The organism is Burkholderia sp. AU45274, assembly GCF_030482505.1.
GTDB lineage: Bacteria > Pseudomonadota > Gammaproteobacteria > Burkholderiales > Burkholderiaceae > Burkholderia.
Map to the genome: position 1 here is coordinate 252,340 of NZ_JAUJQE010000004.1, position 22,377 is coordinate 274,716.

At 66.7% G+C, this 22,377-nt stretch carries 19 protein-coding genes; 10 read left to right on the forward strand and 9 right to left on the reverse strand.

Going from position 1 to position 22,377, the window contains the following annotated elements; genetic code table 11:
- Nucleotides 1–26: 26 nt before the first annotated feature.
- The 3 genes from mauD to QZM35_RS16925 are packed head-to-tail and all read right to left on the reverse strand — an operon-like array spanning nt 27 to nt 2,381.
- A complete protein-coding gene (mauD, locus tag QZM35_RS16915; RefSeq protein ID WP_089433113.1) occupies nt 27–665 on the reverse strand; it encodes a methylamine dehydrogenase accessory protein MauD in 639 nt (212 codons plus the stop codon).
- Nucleotides 662–1,216, reverse strand: a complete 555-nt coding sequence (locus tag QZM35_RS16920; protein WP_301776416.1) for a MauE/DoxX family redox-associated membrane protein — start codon at nt 1,214–1,216, stop codon at nt 662–664. The genes mauD and QZM35_RS16920 overlap by 4 nt, the downstream gene beginning before the upstream one ends.
- 7 nt (nt 1,217–1,223) lie before the next feature.
- A complete protein-coding gene (locus tag QZM35_RS16925; protein WP_301776417.1) occupies nt 1,224–2,381 on the reverse strand; it encodes an amine dehydrogenase large subunit in 1,158 nt (385 codons plus the stop codon).
- Nucleotides 2,382–2,625: 244 nt separating this feature from the next.
- On the opposite strand from QZM35_RS16925, the gene QZM35_RS16930 reads away from it, so the two are divergent.
- The 4 genes from QZM35_RS16930 (at nt 2,626) to QZM35_RS16945 (ending at nt 8,196) form a co-directional block, all read left to right on the forward strand.
- Entirely contained in the window at nt 2,626–3,588 is a 963-nt protein-coding gene (locus QZM35_RS16930; RefSeq protein WP_175239176.1) for a helix-turn-helix domain-containing protein, read from the forward strand.
- Between the two features lie 128 nt (nt 3,589–3,716).
- Nucleotides 3,717–4,661 carry a GlxA family transcriptional regulator gene (locus QZM35_RS16935; protein ID WP_089426853.1) on the forward strand — a complete coding sequence of 315 codons (945 nt, stop codon included), beginning with the start codon at nt 3,717–3,719 and terminating at the stop codon, nt 4,659–4,661.
- A gap of 489 nt (nt 4,662–5,150) precedes the next feature.
- The gene (locus QZM35_RS16940) at nt 5,151–6,863 is read left to right on the forward strand and encodes a M36 family metallopeptidase (RefSeq protein ID WP_089426852.1); all 1,713 of its coding nucleotides are present in this window, start codon (nt 5,151–5,153) and stop codon (nt 6,861–6,863) included.
- A 79-nt stretch (nt 6,864–6,942) separates the two neighbouring features.
- A complete protein-coding gene (locus QZM35_RS16945; RefSeq protein WP_301776418.1) occupies nt 6,943–8,196 on the forward strand; it encodes a M20/M25/M40 family metallo-hydrolase in 1,254 nt (417 codons plus the stop codon).
- Between the two features lie 61 nt (nt 8,197–8,257).
- Here the strand turns inward: QZM35_RS16945 and QZM35_RS16950 are convergent, their stop codons facing one another.
- On the reverse strand, nt 8,258–9,061 hold the full coding sequence (locus QZM35_RS16950) for a GNAT family N-acetyltransferase (protein ID WP_301776419.1): 804 nt from the start codon (nt 9,059–9,061) through the stop codon (nt 8,258–8,260).
- Between the two features lie 20 nt (nt 9,062–9,081).
- Here QZM35_RS16950 and QZM35_RS16955 point away from each other — a divergent pair, with 20 nt between their 5' ends.
- The 4 genes from QZM35_RS16955 (at nt 9,082) to QZM35_RS16970 (ending at nt 12,883) form a co-directional block, all read left to right on the forward strand.
- On the forward strand, nt 9,082–9,441 hold the full coding sequence (locus QZM35_RS16955; RefSeq protein WP_301776420.1) for a YbjQ family protein: 360 nt from the start codon (nt 9,082–9,084) through the stop codon (nt 9,439–9,441).
- A 944-nt stretch (nt 9,442–10,385) separates the two neighbouring features.
- The gene (locus QZM35_RS16960) at nt 10,386–11,195 is read left to right on the forward strand and encodes a 2OG-Fe(II) oxygenase family protein (protein ID WP_301776421.1); all 810 of its coding nucleotides are present in this window, start codon (nt 10,386–10,388) and stop codon (nt 11,193–11,195) included.
- 37 nt (nt 11,196–11,232) lie between these two features.
- Nucleotides 11,233–11,859: a DUF47 domain-containing protein gene (locus QZM35_RS16965; protein WP_301776422.1), complete on the forward strand. Its 627-nt coding sequence runs from the start codon at nt 11,233–11,235 to the stop codon at nt 11,857–11,859.
- A 13-nt stretch (nt 11,860–11,872) separates the two neighbouring features.
- Entirely contained in the window at nt 11,873–12,883 is a 1,011-nt protein-coding gene (locus QZM35_RS16970; RefSeq protein WP_301776423.1) for an inorganic phosphate transporter, read from the forward strand.
- Between the two features lie 44 nt (nt 12,884–12,927).
- On the opposite strand, the gene QZM35_RS16975 is transcribed toward QZM35_RS16970, so the two are convergent.
- The 5 genes from QZM35_RS16975 to betC form a co-directional block, all read right to left on the reverse strand.
- A complete protein-coding gene (locus QZM35_RS16975) occupies nt 12,928–14,178 on the reverse strand; it encodes an MFS transporter (RefSeq protein WP_301776424.1) in 1,251 nt (416 codons plus the stop codon).
- Nucleotides 14,179–14,405: 227 nt separating this feature from the next.
- On the reverse strand, nt 14,406–15,818 hold the full coding sequence (gene cysS / locus QZM35_RS16980; protein WP_301776425.1) for a cysteine--tRNA ligase: 1,413 nt from the start codon (nt 15,816–15,818) through the stop codon (nt 14,406–14,408).
- Nucleotides 15,819–16,193: 375 nt separating this feature from the next.
- Nucleotides 16,194–17,333, reverse strand: a complete 1,140-nt coding sequence (locus QZM35_RS16985) for a porin (protein ID WP_089426849.1) — start codon at nt 17,331–17,333, stop codon at nt 16,194–16,196.
- A 259-nt stretch (nt 17,334–17,592) separates the two neighbouring features.
- A complete protein-coding gene (choX, locus tag QZM35_RS16990) occupies nt 17,593–18,561 on the reverse strand; it encodes a choline ABC transporter substrate-binding protein (RefSeq protein ID WP_301776426.1) in 969 nt (322 codons plus the stop codon).
- 45 nt (nt 18,562–18,606) lie between these two features.
- Complete coding sequence (betC, locus tag QZM35_RS16995; RefSeq protein WP_089426847.1) at nt 18,607–20,142, reverse strand: choline-sulfatase; 1,536 nt, start codon at nt 20,140–20,142, stop codon at nt 18,607–18,609.
- Nucleotides 20,143–20,417: 275 nt separating this feature from the next.
- Between betC and QZM35_RS17000 the strand changes: the two genes are divergently transcribed.
- Nucleotides 20,418–21,323, forward strand: coding sequence for a LysR family transcriptional regulator (locus QZM35_RS17000; RefSeq protein WP_089426846.1), 906 nt, complete (start codon nt 20,418–20,420; stop codon nt 21,321–21,323).
- Between the two features lie 169 nt (nt 21,324–21,492).
- Nucleotides 21,493–22,377, forward strand: coding sequence for a formyltetrahydrofolate deformylase (gene purU / locus QZM35_RS17005; protein WP_089433120.1), 885 nt, complete (start codon nt 21,493–21,495; stop codon nt 22,375–22,377).

Genomic DNA, 22,377 nt, shown 5'->3' on the forward strand with positions numbered 1-22,377 from the left:
CTTGACGTTGAAAGAGGGGCGGCCGGTCATGCGTGCTGCGCGTGCGCGTCGTGGTCGTGGTCGTGGCCGTGATCGCCGTGCACGAACTGCTGCAGGGATGCGACGCCGCGCTCCTTCGCTTCGAACAGGCTCTCGAGATGCTCGCGCGTATTGACGAGCCCCTTCGCTCGCACCGTGCCGGTTTCGTCGAGCAGCACCGCGTACGGCAGCTTGCCGATCTGGTACGCGAGGCCAAGCTCCTGCGACAGCACGTACGGGAAGCGCCCGAGGTCGTGCTTGCGTGCGAAGCGCGTGTGTTCGTCGGCATCGCCATCGCTCGCGAGCACGATGTTCACCGGCGTCGCCTCGCTCGCCTGCAGCGACGGCAGCAGCGGCAGCAACTTCTTGCAGACGGGGCACGTCGGCGACAGGAAGAACAGCAGCGTCGCCTTGCCCGACGCATCGAAGCCGCCGACCTTCACCTGCGCGCCGCGAATGTCGGTCAGTTCGAACGTCGGCGCGATCGCGCCGACCGCCGGCCCCTTGTCGATCATCAACGCGCCGGCCGGCATGATGCGTTCGTACAGGATGCCGATCTGGCGCACGAGCGCGAGACAGATCGCGCCGAGCGCGACGACGGCCACCCACAGCAGCGCGGTGGAAACGGTGAGAGCGGTTTGCATCATGAATTCCTCAAGTGGGAAAGGCGCGGTAGGTTGGCGAGCAGCACGTCGACGGTGAGCAATGCGCAGACGATCAGCAGCACGGAGAAGAACAGCGTCAGGTAGTCGAACCACACGACCGCGCGTGCACCCGGCTCGACGAGCGCGGTCGCGACCAGCGCGGCGAGCAGCAGCACGCGCCCGACGTGCAGCCAGCCGATGCCGCGCGGCGCATCCGTGCGCGCCGCCGCGAAGCCGGAACAGCCGCAGTCGATGTCGGTGTGGCCGCGCAGGAGATTGATCGCAATCGCGGCGGCGAAGGCCACGAGCAACGCGACCAGGCCGATCGCGCCGGCCGTGCGCGTATCGGGAAACAGCAGCGCCGCGGCACCGATCGCTTCCGCGAGCGGAATCGCGAACGCGACGGGTGCGGTCAGCGCGTCGGGCAGCAGCCGGTAGCCGGCGAGCGCCTGGCTGAACGCGGTGGGCCGCCGCATCTTCGCGAACGCGCCGAGCAGCACGACGACGGCGGCGCCGGCCTGCGCGCTGGTGGCAAGTACGGGATCGATCGTCATCGCGGCCTCACGGGTTGACGAGCAGCGACGACGTGTTGCCGATCTGCTTCTCGACGTGCTGCAGCTTGCCGGTGCGCGCATCCATCACGACGAGGTCGGACGTCGCCGTCAGCCCATAGAACAGCGGCTTGTCGTCCTCGCTGACCTGGATCGACACGAGCGGATCGACCTTCTGCTGCGCGAGATCCCAACGCGCGACACGCTGCTTCGACTTCAGGTCGACCACCCACACCTGCGTGCCGGGATCCTTGTGCGAGCCGTCGCCGCCCTTGTGCATCAGCACGTAGTAGCGGTTTTGCCGGGCCTGCACGGCCGTCTGCTGCATGCCGCCCGGGCGCCAGCCTTCGGCGCGCTCGGCATCCGTCACGAGCGGCCACGGCTTGCCGAACGCGGGCTTGTCGCCGCTGAAATCCGCGCTGCGCACGTTGCCGCCGTACGTCGTGAACAGATAGGCGCCCTGGTAGCGCGACGCGTTCACGAACGCCGGATCCTTGTCGACGTCGATGAACGCCTCCGACATCGTGCGCTTCGCTTCCTTGCCGTTCGCATCGAGCGTGACGGTCAGCGCCTTGCCGCTTTCGCACAGCGCGGTGAAGCGGTCGTTGCCCGACGGATACGCGAGCACGCAGGCCGCCGTGTCGATCTCCGACAGCACCTGCTTCGACACCGCGTCGATCACCGTCACCGAGGCCGCCGGCGTGATGTTCGCGACGTACAGCCGCTTGCCGTCCGCGCTGAACGCCGTGTTGTACGGCGACGGCACATGCTGCGCATGCTTTGCCGGAATCACGATCTCGCCCGCATGATCGAGCGTCGTGTTGTCGGTCATCTCGACGACGTCGGTGCGCGTGCCGTGCGAGCCGCGCGAGAAGTAGGTCGTCGCGACGAAGCTCGTCCGATGGTCGGGCGAAATCGCGAAGCCGGAGCCGAAGCCGCCGTCGATCTGGCCGAGCAGTTTCTTCGCATCGGCGTCGTATACGTAGATGCGTCCGTCGGTCATCGACGGCATCGAGATGTCGACGATATAGACCTCGTGCGGATGCCATGGCGGCATCTTCTGCACGACCAGTTCCTCCGGCTTTTCCGTCGCGTTCGCGCTGCCGGCCCATGCCGCCGCGAACGCCAGCGTCGCCGCGAGCACCGCGGTTCGTCGCCTTGTCCTCATGTCGCCTCCAGTTGGGGAATCACGTGATGTGGGGCGACTGTAGTTCGACAATAAATCCGGTCAGCACCCGGACCGGCACCGCGTGCTTGCCGATTCGGGATATTGGAAAACCGCCTGAAAGCCGCGCCGGCCGGACGCTTCCGACCCTCTGACAAATGCGCGCGGAATAGCGCTCCCCCTTATTGCGCCGACCAGGCGGTCGGTTTAATCTTGCGCGGTCCTGATCGACGCACCCGGAGGCGCTGTGTTCGTGTTTCACGAGAGGTTCGACAACGCGGACCGGCATGCCGAGGCGCTGCGCGGCTGGAACCAGCGCTACGACCAGATCGGCTCCGGCGCGTATCGCAGCGCGGTCAAGCATGCGGTGCTGGACGGCATGCAGCTGTTCCAGGAAACCGCCAACGTGCGCATCATCCAGCGCGGAAGACTTCCGCACGACCACACGGTGTTCGGCATGCCGCTCACCGGCTCGGGTGCATTCGCATTCGGCGGTGCGCGCATCGAGCGCGGCACGATGGTGATGGCGCGCGGCGGTGCGCCGTTCGAGCTGCATTCACCCGACGACATGTCGCTGATCGGTGTCGTCGCCGATCGCGCGCTGATGCAGCAGGTCGAGGATGCGGCCGATGTGCGCGTCGACGAAGCCACGTTGCGGCGCGGCGTCGTCGACATGCCCACCGCCGTGCTGATGCGCGCGAGCGTGCAGGTCGCCACGCAACTCGAGCGCGTGCTGGCGGCACCCGACGCCTACCGCGACGCACGCGCGCAGCGCGAACTGCGCGGCGAGATCGGCAACGTGCTCGTCGATCTCCTCACGTACCGGATTCCCGAACCTTCGAACCGTCTCACGCACGCCTGTCGCGCCGACATCGTGCGCCGCGTGCACGACTACGTGATCGGCCATCCCGAAGCACCGGTCGACGTGCTGAGCCTGTGCACGCAATTGCGCGTGAGCCGGCGCACGATGCAGAACAGCTTCCAGTCAGTCGTGCAGACCAGCCCGTTGAATTACGTGCGCTCGCTGCGCCTGTCGCAAGTGCGGCGGATGCTGCTCGATACGCGGCAGGCCGACCTGCCGATCAGCGACGCGGCCGCGCGCTGGGGCTTCATGCATCTCGGGCATTTCGCGAGCGCGTACAAGGCGCAGTTCGGCGAGTTGCCGTCGACCACCGCGCGCCGGGCCGTGCGCGACGCAAAAACGCGCTGAGCCCGCGCAAAACCCGCGATAATCTCCCGCTGACCGTTCCGCGCGCGAGCCAGCCGCGGCGCCTGCCCGTCCGCTCGCTGCCGCGCACGATGCGCGACGACGACTACACGATTCCATCTCTTGCCCCGATGCCCGAGGATTTCCATTTCCTGCTGCTGCCCGGCTTCTCCGCACTCGGCTTCATGTCCGCGGTCGAGCCGCTGCGCGTCGCGAACCGCTTTCGCACCGAGCTCTATCGCTGGCACGTGATCAGCGCCGACGGCGCGCCCGTCGCCGCGAGCAACGGCATTCCGGTCGCCGCCGAGGCCGCGTGCGCGGAGGTCGACAAGGTCGATACGGTGTTCGTCGTCGCGGGTTTCGATCCGCTCGTGTGCTACACCCGCGCGATCGGCGACTGGCTGCGCCGCCAGCACCGTCATGGTGCAACGCTCGGCGGTATCGACACGGGCAGCTTCGTGCTCGCGGAAGCCGGGCTGTTCGACGCATCGCAGCCGCTCACGCTGCACTGGGAAGCACTGGCCGCGTTCCGCGAACGCTACCCCGGGCTGAACGCGACGCAGGAGCTGTTCGAGATCGACGACCGGCGCATCACGTGCGCGGGCGGCACCGCGTCGATCGACATGATGCTCGACCTGATCGGGCGGCGGCATGGCGCCGATCTCGCGGCGGCGATCTCCGAGCAGTTCGTCGTCAGCCGGATCCGGCAGCGCTCCGACAGCCAGCGGCTCGAGATCGCCGCACGCTACGGCGTGCACAACCGCAAGCTGATCCAGGTGATCGGCACGATGCAGCGGCACATGGAAACCCCGCTCGGCTCCGATGCACTCGCGCAGGAGGTGTCGATCACGCGCCGCCAGCTCGAACGGCTGTTCAGCGCGACGCTGAACGACACGCCGACGCACTTCTACCTGAACCTGCGCCTCGATCGCGCGCGTGAACTGCTGCAGCAGACGGACATGAGCATCACGTCGGTTTGCGTCGCGTGCGGGTTCGAATCGCCGTCGCATTTCTCGCGCACGTATCGCACGCGATTCGGGCTGAGCCCGCGCAACGACCGGCGCGCGACGCGCTGATCGTCGCCGGTTTCACACACAATCCGGCGCGGAATTGTGCGTTCGGGCAGCGATTCCTGCCGCTTGCTGAACAATGCCGGCGATTGATCGACGGACCGAAGCGGTCGTCGAAAATAAATTGGAATGTCGTTGAAAATATTCTGTAACATACCAAAAAAAGTTAGATAGGCAGCCTAACGACATGCATGCCGCATCGCGACGTGCGTCGCGCCATGCGGGCTGCCACCGATATCGATCCGATCCGAGGGGTATGACATGACGATGCTCGCTTCGCCGTCGCCGCACCTGCCTGCCGTTCGCTTCTTCTCCCGCTTCTCCCCCTCTTCGCCTGCCTGTTTCTTTTCGACCTGACATTTAGGGTTCCTTAGTCAGTCGACGCTCCCAACACCGCTTCGCCGCACCGGCGCCATCGCGCCGGCGCGCGGGCCGTGTCGTGCCTGCGCGCCACGAACGCGCGGGCGTATCCAACCGTTGAGATGAGGATCACGTATGCAGACATCACGCAAAGCACTGCCGCTCGCCCTGGGTCTCGCGCTCGGTTTCGGCATCGTCGGCGGCACCGCGGCCGATACGAAAGTCTCGAACCCGCAAGCAACGAGCCTGCGCGAAAGCCTGACGCGCGGCGTCGCGCCGCCGGCCGCCAAGGCCGATACGGCAGCCGGGCAGTTCCGCGCGGACGGCGTCGCCGTCACGCTGTACAACCCCGCGTATCGCGCGAAGAAGACCGCCACGACGCCCGCCGCCACCGCGCGCGACTTCGTCGCGTCGCAGGCCGCGCAGCTCGGGCTCGATGCGACCGCGCTCGCGAGCCTCGTCGTCACGTCGGAGCGCAACGATGCCGATTTCACCGTCGTGCGCCTGCAGCAACAGGCAGCCGGCTTGCCCGTGTACGGCAGCGATATCGCGGTAACGGTCGCGAAGGACGGCCGCATCCTGTACGTCGCGAGCAACACGATCAACGGCGTGGTCGCGACGTCGCGCAAGTCGCAGGCCGTCGACCAGCAGCAGGCGCTCGATCGCGCCCGCGCGTATCTCGGCGTGAGCGGCTTCACGAACCTGGATGCGCAGCTCGTCGCGTTCGTCGACAAGACCGGCACGCATACCGCGTGGAAAGTGCGCGGCCGCCCGAACGACGGCCCGAAAGGCGACTGGGAGCTGCTGATCGACGCGGGCAGCGGCGACGTGCTGCGCGCCGAGGACAAGGCGTTCTATGCGACCGACGGCACGGGCTTCGTGTTCCGGCCCGACCCGCTGTCGCCGACCAGGAGCAGCTACGGCAGCACGGGATTCAAGGACAGCAACGACGCTGACTCTTCGCAGCTCACCGCTGCACGCGTGCGCGTGACCTTGAAGGATCTCGCGCAGTCGGGCGGGCGCTACACGCTGACGGGCCCGTACGCGTCGTGCATCGATTTCGACGCGCCGCTCGACAAGGCGTGCCCCGTGCAGTCGACGCCCGCTTTCGAGTTCACGCGCGGCAACCTGTATTTCGAGGCCGTGAACGTGTACTACCACATCGACACGTTCCTGCGTTACGTGAACCAGACGCTCGGCATCAAGGCGATGCCGTACCAGTACACCGGCGGCGTGCAGTACGACCCGCACGGCGAATCGGGCGACGACAACTCGTCGTACTCGTCGAGCAGCGGCCGGCTGACCTTCGGGCAAGGCGGCGTCGACGATGCGGAGGATGCGGACGTCGTGATCCACGAGCTCGGCCACGGCATCCACGACTGGGTGACGAACGGCGGCCTGTCGCAACAGGAAGGGCTGTCGGAAGGCACCGGCGACTATCTCGCCGCCGCGTACAGCCGCGACTTCAACCAGTGGAGCCCGTCGGATGCGCAATACCACTGGGTCTACAACTGGGACGGCCACAACGAGTTCTGGGGCGGCCGCGTGACCAACTGGAACGTCGGGCGCACCTACGCGCAGGCACGCGGCGCGGAGATCCATACGGCCGGCCAGTACTGGGCGTCGTGCAACCTCGTCGCGCGCGATGCGATCGGTGCGCAGGCGATGGACAAGGCGTTCCTGAAAGGGTTGTCGATGACCAACAGCTCGACCAACCAGAAGGCCGCCGCGCAGGCCGTGCTGACGGCAGCGTCCGCGCTCGGCTACAGCAGCGCGCAGCTGACCGCGATCGGCAATGCGTACAACCAGAGTTGCACGTACGGCGTGACCGTACCGAAGAAGTCGTAATTCCGCAGCAGGCGGGGGCGCCTCGCACGACCTGCGGCGCGCCCTCTTCCTCGACATCGCCATCCTCACGAGATCGAACATGCCTACTCTGAAACTGACCCGCCTGAGCGCCGCGCTGGGCGGCATGCTGCTGACCGCCGTAGCACACGCGACGCCGGTGTGGATCACACTCGGCGACGCGGCGTTCCGCCAGTTGCAACGCATCGACGCCGGCGCCACCGCGCAATACAGCACGACCCTCGACGCCGGCAAGACGGCCGACGGCGTCGCGCGTCGCGAAACCGTTCACGTCGTCGAAATCGACGATTCACGGCTCGGCGAGCTGGCCCACGCCGTCCACCATGCGCGCGGCCACGGGCCCGGCTATGTCGTGCACGACTCGTTCGACGAAGCGCGCCAGGCGCTGCAGCCGTTGCCGCCGACGCTCGCGAAACAGGCCGCCGCCTCCGTGTACAAGGTATCGAACGCGCCGCAGATCGGCGCGTGGGTCCAGCAGCTGCAGGCCAGCAACATCGTCGGCACGATCACGTCGCTGTCCGGCTTCACGAACCGCTACTACACGACGTCGCACGGCGTCGCCGCATCGGACTGGCTCGCACTGCAGTGGAAGCAGCTGGCGGGCTCGCGCGCCGACATCACCGTCGAACAGTTCGCGCACACCGGCTTTCCGCAGAAATCCGTGATCCTGACGATTCGCGGCAGCGATCCGGCCGCGGGCACCGTCGTGCTGGGCGGCCACCTCGATTCGACGGTCGGCCGCACGACGGAGAACACGCGCTCGCCAGGCGCGGACGACGATGCGTCGGGCATCGCCAGTCTCACCGAAGCGCTGCGCGTGCTGCTGGCGAACAACTATCGGCCGAAGCGGACGATCAAGTTCGTCGGGTACGCGGCCGAGGAAGCCGGCCTGCTCGGTTCGAAAGCGATCGCGAAGCAGTTCCGCGCGCAGAACGCGAACGTGGTCGGCGTGCTGCAACTCGACATGACGAACTACAAGGGCGATCCGAAGGACATCTACCTGATCGCCGACTACACGAACGCGTCGCAGAACACCTACCTGACGAATCTGGCGAAGACCTACCTGCCGGAACTCGCGATCGGCACGTCGCAGTGCGGGTATGCGTGCTCGGATCACGCGTCGTGGAATGCGCAAGGGTATCCGGCGTCGTTCCCGTTCGAGGCCGACCAGAACGACAGTCCGTATATCCACACCGTGAACGACACGCTGGAGAATTCGGATCGGCAGGCGAATCACGCGTTGAAGTTCGGCAAGCTGGCGCTGGCCTACGCGGTCGATCTCGGCGGGGATGGCGGCACGGCCGTGAAGCCCTGACGGCGTGCGGCCGGGAAGGAAGTGGCGGTATGTGCTTCCTTTCCGGCGCCCCCGGTCAGATTCAGATGATCTCGTCCAGCGTCCCATAGAGACGCATGCCCACCGCCCGCGCAACCGCCGCGGAAGCCTGATTGTCGAGCTGGCACCGGTACTGCGGCTCCAGCCCTTCGCGACAGGCCGCGACACTCATCGCGCGCACGACGCCGCGCGCGTGGCCGTTGCCCCTGGATTCCGGCAGCGTCAGCACGCCCATGTCGGCCAGGCAGGAATGCCACCACGCGTAGACGCTGCCCGCGCATACCAGCCGATCCTGCTCGAATGCACCGAACACGCGCCAATGATCGAGCTCGACGCTGGCCGTATCGAAGTCCTTCGCCGGCATCGCGGCGGTGAATGCGTCGAATGCCGGTCGATCCGCCGGCGTCAACGCCCTGACCGTCGCGGGAATCGCGTGATTCGGCAGATCGGCCAGGGCCGGCGCGGAATAGTAGAAAAGATTGTCCGCGCCGCACAGGCCGCCACCCGATGACGACAGGCGATCGACGAAAGCGGCCATTGTCCACGCACCCGGTTCGTCCAGACGCAGTGTGCACGCAACCTTCTCCTGCACGACGATCCGTTTTTTTCCGTCGGTCGGCACGAGGATCATGCCCTGCTCGTCGTCGAGCGCGGAACTGACGGCGATCTGCAGATCGTCAGCATCGTAAATGCATCGGTCTCCCGAAAACTTCTGCTGCCAGAACGCGTTGATACATTCGTTAAACACTGCCCACCTCTCGATTGTTTGACCGGCAGCCTCGCGATACCGCGAAAGGCTCACCGCCAGCTTAGTGCGCGCATCCGGATAGAATCGTCGATCGACCACTCCGCTACCCAGGTTCCGCCATGACCGATATCAACCACTCCTTCGACGATCTGTCGCCCGCTCGCGTCACGACGGCTTTCGACTTGCCCGGCCACACGACCGTCCGCTCGCTCGGCGTAGTGCAAGGCATCATCGTGCGCTCGCGCTCGATCGTCGGCTCGTTCGGCGCATCGCTGCAGACGATCTTCGGCGGCAACATCACGCTCTATACGTCGCTGTGCGAGAAGGCGCGCCAGCACGCCTTCGACAAGATGCTCGCGGATGCGCGCAAGCTCGGCGCGAATGCGATCGTCGCGATGCGCTACGACTCGACCGAGATCGGGTCGGGGGTGACCGAAGTCATTTGCTACGGCACGGCCGTCGTCGTCGAACCGACATGATGCCCGACGCCGGCGAACCGCGTGACGCCGTTCCGCCGGGCCTGCCGGCCGGGTGCCGCCCGCTGTCCCGAAATTGTTTCGGCACATCGCAGGCAGCACCCGATCGCAGCCGGGCAACCTGCCGGCAAAGCCGCGTAAAACGCGTGCGAAGTTTTCGATTGACGCGCCGCGCGATTCCCTCTTAACATCGCACTCGTTTTCATTCATGGAGGCTTCTGTGCCTACCGATGCGAGTTGTAGTTGGTCCTGTACCAACCTGACTGCCGCCTGAGGAAGCTTCGCAGAGCCTTGTCTTCTGCCGCATCCCGGGATAGCAGGATGCGGTGTCTTTCAGGATCGGCATGCCGTCGATCCGAAGCTCCCGTACTCGACGATTCAATCGCCGCTCGACACCTGGGCGGCGTCCGTACGTGACCCGCGTCGCGTGCGTGTGTCCGGCCGCATGCTCGCGCGTGCGCAGCCCAGGGTCACGCACGTGTTGCGCAAATAGACAGGAGTTCGAAATGGACGACGACCCTAGCCGATTAAGCTGCGCCGGCGCGCGTTTGCACGCCATGCCGGCGAACACCCGACTCCCAGCCTCTTATCAGCCGATCGCGCCCGGCACGGCGCGGCGGGAAGCGCTCGTCCGTCGTTGACGTCATGACGCTCCCGCCGTGTGCCGTCCGGCGCCTGGAGCACGCATGACACGACTCGATATCTCCGCTCAGCCGAACCGGCTACCCAGGCTCGTCCACGACGGCCGCAAGGACGCTCGCCCGCGTCGCCACCTCCTCCTGCGTCATTTGCGTCGTTCCGCCGCGGCTCCGTTACGCGTTCCGCGATGACGCCGGCCGGATCGCGCACACCACGCCCCGCCTTCTCATGTGCCGGCAACGCGGCAATGCCCGCCGTTCGGCGCAACGCCATGTCCGATGTACCGGGAGAACACCATGCAAAACCGTATGAAACTCCACGCCAGCCGCCTGATCCGCGACAGCTACGTCTACTTCAAGATGCCGTACGCGCTGCTCATGCATTTCGACCGGCTCGCGGCAGCCTATGACCAGCTCGATCGCAAGCAAAAGCTCGCGTTCTCGTTTCCGGACCAGACCGACGGCTTCCTGCCGTTCGGGCTCGAATACTCGCATACGCCCGACCGGCCTGATCTGTGCGACCGATTCTGCTACTGGGTCGCGCGGCGTGACGCGCATCGCGGCTTTCCGCTGGTGAAGTCGACGTTCTACCGCGAGTTGGCCGCCTACGAAGCCTGCATCAGCGCAATCGCGCAGGATCTGCTCGACGCGGTATGCGACAACCTCGGCGGCACGCCGCAGCCGCCGGTCCGGCACAGCTCGTGCCTGCAGTTCTGCGCGTACGAGCAGCATCACGGCCGCCACGACCGTGCATACCTGCAGGATCCGCACGAAGACGGCCACCTGCTGTCGTTCATCCGGCCGACCGCACCCGGCTTGATCCTGCTGCCGGATGCGTCGCCGATTTCCGCGCTGCCGCGGCCCGACGAAATGATCGTGCTGGCCGGCTCGCTCCTCGAGGCGCTCACCGACGGCGAAGTGCCGGCGATGCAGCATGCCGTCGAACGCCCGCGCACGCGCGCCCGGCGCAAGTCGCTGATGTACTTCGTCAATCCAGACCTGTCGGCCGGGCACGCCAGCACGATCGTCAACCGGCGGCCGCTGGACTTGCGGGCCCTCGCCGAACGCCGGCACGTCGCATTCGGCAACAGCACGCTGTGCCACCCGTGCGCAGCCTGATCCGCGCCATCCCGCCCACCTTTTCCCCGGAGAATCCATGCTTGGACGCTTCCTCCCCGTCGAAAACCGGTTTTTCGACCTCTTCGACACGCATGCGCAGCACATCGTCCTGGCCGCGTGCGAGGTTCAGATGCTCCTCGACAATCTCGACGATGCCGAGCTGGCCATGGCCAACGTCCAGACCACCGAACGAACCGGCGACAAGGTCGCGCACGACGCGATCGACCTGTTGCACAAGACGTTCATCACGCCGCTCGATCGCGACGAAATCCACAAGCTGGTCACGACGATGGACGACATCCTCGACTTGATGGAGGACGTCGCGACCACCGTCGTGGTCTACGACCTGAAGTCCGTCACCGAGGAGGCCAGCGAACTCGCGGACATCGTCGTGCAGGCGGCGCTGCAGGCACAAATCGCGGTGAACCGGCTGTCCGACATGAAGCAGTCGGCGCAGATCCTCAAGGCATGCGAAGAGATCGACGCGCTCGAAACCCGTGCCGACCGCGTGCTGCGATCCGCGATATCGAAACTCTTTCGCGACGACATCGACGTGAAGACGCTCATCAAGCTGAAGGGCGTCTACGACCTGCTCGAACGCATTACCGACAAATTCGAGGATGTCGCGAACATCGTCGAAGGCATCGTGCTGGAAAACGCCTGAGCGAATCAACAAGATGCATTCGATACAACTCGCCCTCTGGATGGTCGCGACGCTAGTGCTCGTCGCGCTCGTATTCGACTTCATGAACGGCTTTCACGATGCGGCGAATTCGATCGCCACCGTCGTGTCCACCGGGGTGTTGAAGCCCCGGCAGGCCGTCGTGTTCGCGGCGGCGTTCAACGTCATCGCGTATTTCATCTTCCACCTGAAAGTCGCGCAGACCGTCGGTAAAGGCACGATCGATCCCGAGATCGTCGATCATTACGTCGTGTTCGGCGCGCTGGTCGGCGCGATCGGCTGGAACGTGATCACGTGGTACTACGGGATTCCGTCGAGCTCGTCGCATGCGCTGATCGGCGGCCTGGTCGGCGCGGCGCTCTCGAAGTCCGGCTGGAGTTCGCTGAACATCGACGGGCTGCTGAAGACCATCGCGTTCATCTTCATTTCGCCGCTGCTCGGCTTCATCCTCGGCTCGCTGTTCATGCTCGGCGTGTCGTGGCTGTATTTCCGTACCGCGCCCAGCAAGGTCGACCGGCGCTTCCGCCGGCTGCAGCTGCTGTCGGCCGGGCTGTACAGCCTCGGCCACGGCGGCAACGACGCGCAGAAGACGATCGGCATCATCTGGATGCTGCTGATCGCGACGGGCTATGCGTCGGCCACCGCCGATGCGCCGCCCGCGTGGGTGATCGGCGCGTGCTACCTGTCGATGGGCCTCGGCACGCTGTTCGGCGGCTGGCGCATCGTGCGCACGATGGGCCAGAAGATCACGAAGCTCAAGCCGGTCGGCGGTTTCTGTGCGGAAACGGGCGGTGCGATGACGCTGTTCCTCGCGTCGTTCCTCGGCATTCCGGTGTCGACCACGCACACGATCACCGGCGCGATCGTCGGTGTCGGCGCGACGCAGAAGCTGTCGGCCGTGCGCTGGGGCGTGGCCGGCAATATCGTGTGGGCGTGGGTGCTGACGCTGCCCGCGGCCGCGTTGTTCGCGGCCGGCGGCTGGTGGCTCGGGCACCGGATCTTCTGATGGCTTCGACGCGACCGTACGCGTGGCGCACGACGCGTCACGCGTCACGCGTCGCGCTCGAGCGACTTCATGTTCGTGAGCTGGGGAAACAGTCGCATCCAGGTGAGCGCGACCGCAATCGTCGCCGCGCCGCCGACGACGATCGCGGCCGGCGCGCCCCACCACGCGGCCGTCACGCCCGACTCGAATTCGCCGAGCTGGTTCGACGTACCGATGAACAGCGAATTGACCGCGCTCACGCGCCCGAGCATGTCGTCGGGCGTACGCAGTTGCACGAGCGACAGCCGCACGACGACGCTGACGACGTCCGACGCGCCGAGCGCGGCCAGCGCCACGAGCGACAGCGCGAAGTGCCGCGACAACCCGAACACGATCGTCGCGATGCCGAATGCGATTACGCCGCCGAACATCGCACGGCCCGGCCGCCCCTTCAGCGGGAAGCGCGTGAGCCACAGCGTGCCCGCGAGCGCGCCGACCGCGGGCGCCGCACGCAGCGCACCGAGCCCCCACGGCCCGACTTGCAGGATGTCGCGTGCATAGATCGGCAGCAGCGCGGTCGCGCCGCCGAACAGCACCGCGAACAGGTCGAGCGACAGCGCACCGAGAATCGCCGGCTCGCGCCGGATGAACGCGATGCCCGAAAACACCGAGCGCAGCGTGACCGGCTCGCGGGCGGGCGGTGCTCTGCGCAACGGAATCGTGCCGCTCAGCACCGCCGCGATCGCGAATGCGACGACGCTCGTGCCGAACGCGGCGGGCGCGCCGACACCATACAGCAGCCCGCCGAACGCGGGCCCGAGGATCTGCGCGGCCTGGTTCGCGGACGTCGACAGCGCAGTCGCGCGCGGCAGGTCGGAGCGCGGCACGACGGCCGGCAGCAACGACGACACCGACGGCGACTCGAACGCACGGGCCGTGCCGACGATCGCCGCGAGTGCATACACGGCCGGCGCGGCCAGCCACCCTTGCGCGGCGCCGAGCAGGAACACGCCGGCGGCCAGCGCTTCGACGCCCTGGCAGATCGTCGCGATGCGCCGGCGATCGTAGCGGTCGGCCACCTGCCCGACGACAAGCGTCAGCGCGAACATCGGCACGAACTGCGCGAGGCCGACGAGACCGAGCGCGAACGCACTGTGCGTGAGCGCATAGACGTACCAGCCGATGGCCACCGACAGGATCTGGAAAGCCAGGGAAGACATCACGCGCGTGCCCCAGAAGCGCTGGAACGGAGCGTGGCGGAACAGGTTGACGGGTAACGGGGATAAAGGACTGGGGTCGGGCAAGGAGTCGGTCATCGAGGTCTCGGCGGTCGGCGCTGCGCGCCGGTACCGTTCGGGAAGCGACTGCGCACGCCGGTGCGTGCGCGCGACAACGGTGCAGGCGCGGCCAAATCGCGATGATATGCCAACCGCGAAAAACGGGCCGCAGGTGTGGGTGCCGACGATTCCGGCGGCCACGCTGATCGCGGCCGCCGGGTCGATGCCGGGCTACAGGATCTTCCGATGAAGGCGGCCCGCGCGCTTTACCGCGGCAGGCCACCTGTATCGCTCGAACCCATCGCGATGCCGAACAGGCGTTGCCCTTCCGGCGTGTCCTCGACTCTCCAGCCCTCGGCGCTCAATGCTTCCCGGATCCGGTCGGCTTGCGCCCAGTCCTTGTCCGCCCGCGCGCGCTCACGCTCACCGAGCAACCCGCGGACATGTTCCGGAACGTCGAACGCAACCGGCCGCCATTCGCGCAACCCGAGGCCCAGCACCGCGTCGAAGCTGTCGACGGTCGCTTTCAGGGTGGTAGGCGGCAGGTTGCTCCTGACCAGATCCCACAGCACCGCGAGCGCCCTCGGCAGGTTCAGGTCCTCGTTCACTTCGGCATCGAAGCGCGCCGCGAAATCCGCATCGACCCGCTCGCCGTCCGGCCAGCCGGCATGGAGGTGCCGCAGTCGATTCAGCGCGGTGTGCGCCGCGTCGAGCGACGCCCACGTGAAATGCAGCTTGCTTCGATAATGGGCCGTCAGGCACAGGTAGCGGTACGCGAGCGGATCGACACCGCGGCTCTGCAAGGTCTGCAGACGAACGAAGTCGCCGCTCGACTTCGACATCTTCGTATCGGCGTCGAGCGTCAGGAAGTACCCGTGCATCCAGTAGTTCGCGAGCTGCGTGCCGTGGGCCGCCCGCGTCTGCGCGATCTCGTTGCTGTGATGCACGGCGATATGATCCTCGCCGCCGCAATGGATATCGAACAACGTCCCGAGATACTTCGCCGACATCGCCGAGCATTCGATATGCCAGCCTGGAAAGCCGCGCCCCCACGGGCTGTCCCATTCCATTTGCCGCTTGACGCCGGCCGGGCTGAACTTCCACAACGCAAAATCCGTGATGCTTCGCTTTCCGCCCAATGCCACCCGCTTGCCCGCCTGCAACCCCGCGCGGTCCAGCCGCGCGAGATACCCGTAGTCGTCCTGCCGACTGGTGTCGAAGTAGAGGCCGTCGTCCGTCCGATAGACGTAGCCGGCCCGGTCGAGCGTATCGATGAACGCGATCTGTTCGGCGATGTGATCGGTGGCGCGGCACCACACCGTCGGTTCGAGCAGGTTGAGCGCGTGCCAGTCCCGGACGAACGCGTCGGTGTAGCGCCGCGCGATGGCCCATGCCGATTCGCCGGTCCGACGGCTGCCCTTCTCCATCTTGTCTTCGCCTTCGTCCGCATCCGACGTCAGGTGGCCGACGTCGGTGATATTGACGACGTGCCGAACCGCGTAGCCGTTGCGTTCCAGTACGCGGCGCAGGAGGTCCTCGAACACGTAGGTTCTCAGGTTGCCGATGTGGGCATCGTCGTAGACCGTCGGGCCGCAGCAATACATGCCGACCTGCCCGGCCCGGATAGGCGTGAAGGAGCGCACGGTACGCGACCAGGTGTCATACAGCGCAAGCGGCATCGAGTTTCTCCGTCTGGAAAGTGTCGGCCCAAAAACAAAAAGGCCGCCTGTCTTGCATCACAGGCGGCCGGAAGGCGATTGCTTGAATGTTCAGCGAATTCGCTAGACGCAACTTCCCCCTGGCATGTTCTGACAACATGCACCGATGAACGAGGAGGGGGAAATGGCGCGATTCAGCATGCGGACGATGCTAGCGCCTATAGACGGCAATGGTCAATACCATCCGAGCGCTGCTCCCCCGGTGGGGGCCAGGCTGCCGGCACGGGACGGACGGCTTTCGTGCCCGCTCACGCCGGCAAAAAAAAAAGCGCGAACCGAGGTTCGCGCCAAAGAGAGACCGCTCGCTGAAGACGTCGCTGCCCCACCCCATCCCGCTCAGAACGAATGCCGCATCCCGATCCGCACGTCGGCCTGCGTCTGCGTCGTCGACGGCGTGAAGCTGTAGCCGATTACCGCATCGACGCCTTGCGACGCGCGCAGGTAATCGCCGGAGATGTAGATGTCGGTGCGCTTCGACAGCAGGTAGTGCAGGCCGGCCGTGCCCTGGTTCCAGTGGTGGCCTTCGAAGCGCGTGTGCTGGTAGCCCGCGATGAGGCTCAGCGCCGGCGTGAACTGGTACAGGCCGCCGCCTTCATACACCTGCATGTGCGACGACTGGCCGAAGCCCTTGATCGTCGTGTACGAGTAGTTGGCGTCGAGCGTCAGCTTGCCGATCGTGTAGCTGGTGCCGATGCCGAACGTGCCCTGGCTGTCGACGTCCATCGCAGTGTTCGAGAACAGGTCGGTGCGGGCGCCGGTCGCCGGATCGACGGTGACGGTCTGCTGGCCGAGGAACGTGTGCGTGCCGATCATCGCGTACGGGTCGAACGCATAGATGCCGTTCGGGTTGTTCAGGCGCGTGTACGCGGCGCCGATCGAGAAGTCGCCCTTCGTGAAGCTCGCGCCCGCGCTCCACGCGCTGTTGCGGTGGAAGTTGCCCGCGACGTTGCCGAACGAGTACATCGCGCCGAACTTGAAGCCGCTCAGGTCGTTCGACAGGAACTTCACCGAGTTCGGCAGGCGGTCGCCGTTGAATCGGTCGAAGTCGCCCTGGTGGATCGCATAGCCGCTGCCCCACGCGGAGATGTTGTAGATCGATACGAGCTCGTTCGTGATGTCGAGCTGGTTGCCGAACGACAGCGTGCCCCAGTCGTTCTGCAGGCCGACATACGCCTGGCGGCCGAACTCCGCGCCGCCGAAGCCGAGTTGCCCGTTGCCGAGGTGGAAGCCGCTCTCGAGCGTGAACACGGCCTTCAGGCCGCCGCCGAGATCTTCCGTGCCCTTGAGGCCGAAGCGGTTCCCGTACGCGACGCCGTCGTCGAACTTGACCACGTGCGAGCCGCCCGTGTTGTTCACGTACGTGATGCCGGCGTCGAGAATCCCGTACAGCGTCACGCTGCTTTGCGCATGGCCAATGGCGGGAATACAGGCCGCGCATGCAAGCGCGGCGGCTACGGCAACTTTCGTATGCTTCATTATCGACCACCCTCCCTGAACCGTTCGATGGATAGAATCTCGTCCCGGCGCGTGCCGCGATGCGCCGGTGGATTCGATTTCGGTACGCCCGCTGGCTTTGGTATTTCGTTTTCCGCAATAACGCAGCCATTGGCGAAAAATACAAACCCATATTTCGGGTCACCCGTCTGAAGGCGACACTAAATGGTCACGATGCGACGGATCGGGAAAACACGTAGACAGGCGGCAAGGTAAAAACCGGCCGCCGGAAGGGAGGAAATCAGCGGCCGTCGAGGGCCGCGCGCACGGCCGGCAGGCCCGGTGCGCCGGCCGCCGTCGTCACGCCGTCGAGCCAGCCGGCGACCAGCGCCGGGTCGGCCTTCAGCGCATGCTGCGCCGCGAGCGCGGCCGACGTCTTGTGGTCGAGCATGTCGGCGATCATCCGGTTCTCGACGTCGACGGAGAACGTCATCTGCCGGAACAGCCTGGCGAGGTTCGTGCACTGGCCGGCGAACCCGGCACGCGTGACCGTATTGACCGTCGCACCGCCGTAGTTCGGGCCGAAATACGCATCGCCGCCCGACAGGTAGGTCAGGTGGAACTTCGTGTTCATCAGATGCGGCTCCCACGCGAGAAACACGATCCAGCGCTTGTCGCGCACCGCGCGCTCGACCTGCGTGAGCATGCCCGTCTCGCTCGATTCGACGAGCGACCAGTTCGCGGACCCGAGCGCGTGGTCGGACAGCAGCCGCTTGATGTTCTGGTTCGCGGGCGCGCCGGGCTCGATCCCGTAGATCTTGCCGCCGAAGCGGTCCGCATAGCGCGCGAGATCGGCGAACGTATGCACGCCGGCAGCCGCCACGTAATCGGGCACCGCGAGCGTGAATTTCGCGCCGCTCAGGTTCGCGTGCAGCACGTCGATCGATTTCTCGTCGACGAACGGCTTCACGAGCGGCGCCTGCGCGGGCATCCAGTTGCCGAGGAACACGTCGACCTGCCCTTTCTTGAGCCCCTGGTACGTGATCGGCACCGACAGGTTCGCCACGTCCTGCCGATAGCCGAGCGCCTTCAGCACGACGCCTGCCATCGCGTTCGTCGCATCGATGTCGGTCCAGCCGGGCGCCGCCATCTTCACGTCGCTGCACGTCTGCGGGTCGGCCGCGTGCGCGGCCTGCGTCGTCATCAGGCACGCGGCGGCGGCGAGCGCCGCGCCGATCCTTCGGATTGCTGCATTGCGTTGCCGTTTCATGGTTCGCTTCCTCCGTCGTTCCTCAATGATCGCGATGCGGTACGCTCAGCGCCCGACTCGCGGAAACCGCGCCATCGCCTCGAGCGTGTCGAGTTCGATGTGATTGCGCATGTAGCGCTGGCTCGCGTCGGTGAACGGCTGCCAGTCCCACGCCTGAATGCGGCCCTGCGTCGTGGCCGCGTAATGGAAGCGCCGGCGCCGCTGGCTCGCGCGCACCTGCCGGTCCAGCTCGGGCAGGTTCCAGCGCTGCGCGGCTTGCGCGCGGAACGCGGCAAGCACGTCGGCCGCTTCCGGCGTGTCGGCCAGGTTCGTCAGCTCGCGCGGGTCGTCCGACAGGTTGTACAGCTGGTCGGGATCGAGCGGGCAATGCACGTACTTCCAGTCGCCGCTGCGGATCATCACGACCGGCGCAACCGCGCCTTCCGCCAGATATTCGCCGAGCGCGACGTCGTGCGCCGGCGTGCCGTGCAGGTGCGGCACCAGGCTCGCGCCATCGACCGGGTCGGGCCAGCCGCCGGCCGGCGCGGCGCCGGCGAGGTCGACGAGCGTCGGCAGCAGGTCGACGTGCGACACGGGCCCGCGCACGCGCGCGGCGTCGAAGCGGCCCGGCGCATGCACGATCAGCGGCACGCGGCAGCCGCCTTCGAAGAACGTCATCTTGTACCAGAGCCCGCGTTCGCCAAGCATGTCGCCGTGGTCGGACGTGACGATCACGATCGTATCGTCGGCGAATCCGCATTGTTCGAGCGCGGCCAGCACGCTGCCGAACTGAGCGTCGACGTAGGACGTCGCGCCGTAGTAAGCGCGGCGCGCGGCGCGGATCTGCGCGTCGGTGGGCGGCGTGCGGTCGTTCTCGCAGACGAAGCGCAGCCGCTGCGAATGCGGGTCGCTTTCGGCCGCATCGAGGTACACGGCCGGCATGTCGATTTCTTCGTCGCGGTACAGATCCCAGTAGTCGCGCGTGATCGCATACGGGTCGTGCGGATGGGTCAGCGACACGACCATGCAGAACGGCCGCGCATCGTGCCCGGCCGCGCGCTCGCGCGCGACGTCGTACAGCTTCTGCTTCGCGGCGAACGTGACCTCGTCGTCGAAATCGAGCTGGTTCGTGCGCACGCACGGGCCGGCCTCCAGCACCGAACTCATGTTGTGATACCAGCTCGGCCGCTCGGTCGGACTGTCCCAGTCGGGCACCCAGCCGAAATCGGCCGGATAGATGTCGGTCGTGAGGCGCTCCTCGAAGCCGTGCAGCTGGTCGGGCCCGCAGAAATGCATCTTGCCGGACAGCATCGTCCGGTAGCCGCCCGCGCGCAGGTAGTGCGCGAAGGTCAGCGTTTGCGCCGGCAATTCGGCGGCGTTATCGTAGGCGCCGATCCCCGACGGCAGCTTGCCCGTCAGCAGCGAGAAACGCGACGGCGCGCACAGCGGGCTCGCGCAGTACGCGGCGTCGAACACCACGCCTTGCGCGGCGAGACGGTCCAGCGTCGGCGTGCGCGCGACGCGATTGCCGTAGGCCGGCAGTGCGAACGGCGTGAGCTGGTCGGCCATCAGGATCAGGATGTTGGGTGTCGGGTTCGTCATCGGCTGTCGTGGGGAAAACGGTGTTCGAATGGACCGGCGCGCCGCTCGCGCAGCGGGACGTCCGGCATGACGGAAGCGGCTCGACGAAAGTGCCGCACGGGCGGGCCGCGCTGGCTAGAATCGCGGAATGCGTGGCGCGGTGCCCGTGAAACAGGCTTTGAAGCGGGCTTTGAAGCAGGCCGCGAAGCGCAGGTACCGCACCGTCCGAAGCACTATCGCCCGCCCGAATTCGCGCGGGTAGGCGTCCGGCCCTTATGGGGCCATTAGAGAGACTTATGTCGAAATCCGAACCGTTACCGTCGATGCAGGCGCTGCGCGCGTTCGAATCGGCCGCCCGGCTCGCGAGCTTCACGGCCGCCGCGCGCGAGCTCGGCTCCACCCAGCCGGCCGTGAGCCAGCAGGTGTTCCAGCTCGAAGCCGAACTGGGCGTGCCGCTGTTCGAGCGCAGCCCGCGCGGCGTCACGCTGACGGCCGACGGCGAGTGCCTGTACGAAGCCGTGCGGCTGAGCCTCGACACGCTGCGCGGCGCGACCGCGACCCTGCGCGCGCGCCGCGAGCACGGCGCGCTCACGATCGTCACCGACTTCGGCTTCGCGACCTACTGGCTGATGCCGCGCCTGGCCGGGCTGAAGCGCGTGATGCCGGATGTCGACGTGCGCGTCGTCACGTCACAGGATTACGACGCGCAGCGCGACCACGGCGACATCGCGATCCTGTTCGGCGACGGCCACTGGCCGTCGTGCACCGCCGCACGGCTCTTTCCGGAATCGGTCACGCCCGTCTGCTCGCCCGCGTTCCGCGACGCGCACCCGCACGTCGCGCGGGCCGAGCACCTGCCGGCCCTGCCGTTGCTGCACGTGCAGCCGACGCGCCCCGAGCGCTGGCTGTCGTGGTCCGGCTGGTTCGACGCGCACGGCCTCGATACGGCCGTCGCCGCGCGCGGCGTGACCTTCAACAGCTACGCGCTCGTGATCCATGCGGCGCTGCTCGGCGAAGGTGTCGCGCTGGGCTGGTCGCCGCTCGTCGACGAACTCGTCGCGTCGGGGCAACTCGTGAAGCTCGTCGACGCGCCGGTCGTCACGTCGCGCGGCTACTTCCTGGTGCGGCCGCCGCAGCGGCCCGAGCCGGACGCGACCCACGTGTTCCGGCGCTGGCTGCTCGACGCGTGCGCGAGCGCGTGACGGGCGCACCGCGCCCCCGCGTGCTGGCGCGCCGATACCAGCCACACGGCGCGTTGGTTCTATCCGCCCCGAAATCGTCCTGATTTACTTGAGCCTCCCGCAACCCGCGCGGCGCGGCGCTTTCGTGCGCCGCCGCACGGACGTGCGCCCATGCCATCCGAGGAGTCTCATGACCGCCGAGCACCGCCCCGATCAATTCGTCCTGACACTGTCGTGCGCGAGCGCGGCCGGCCAGGTCGCCGCCGTCGTCGGCTTTCTCGATCGCCATCGCTGCTATGTCGATGCGCTGAACGTGTTCGACGACGATCTCAGCAACCGCTTCTTCGTGCGCTGCGTCTTTCATCCGACGGATGAAACGCTGCAGATCGATGCGCTGCGCCACGAATTCGCACCGATCGCGGCCAGCCTCGGCGGCCAGCAAGGCGACATGCAGTGGGCGATCCACGACGTGAACGCACGGCCGAAGGTGCTGATCATGGTGTCGAAGCTCGAGCACTGCCTCGCGGACCTGCTGTTCCGCTGGCGGATGGGCGAGCTGAAGATGGACATCGTCGGCATCGTGTCGAACCATCCCGACTTCGAGCCGCTCGCCGCGCAGCACGGGCTGCCGTTCCGCCACTTCCCGATCACGGCCGAGACGAAGGCGCAGCAGGAAGCGCAGTGGCTCGACTTCTTCGAATCGAGCGGCGCCGAACTCGTGATCCTCGCGCGCTACATGCAGGTGCTGTCTCAGGAAACCAGCGCGAAGCTCGCGAACCGGGCGATCAACATCCATCATTCGTTCCTGCCCGGCTTCAAGGGCGCGAAGCCGTATCACCAGGCGCATGCGCGCGGCGTGAAGCTGATCGGCGCGACCGCGCACTTCGTCACCGACGATCTCGACGAAGGCCCGATCATCGAGCAGGTCGTCGAGCGCGTCGATCATGCGCTGCGCCCCGAGCAGCTGCTCGCGGTCGGGCGTGATGTCGAATCGCTCACGCTCGCACGCGCGGTGAAGGCGTTCATCGAGCGGCGCGTGTTCCTGAACGGGGACCGGACGGTGGTGTTTCCGTAA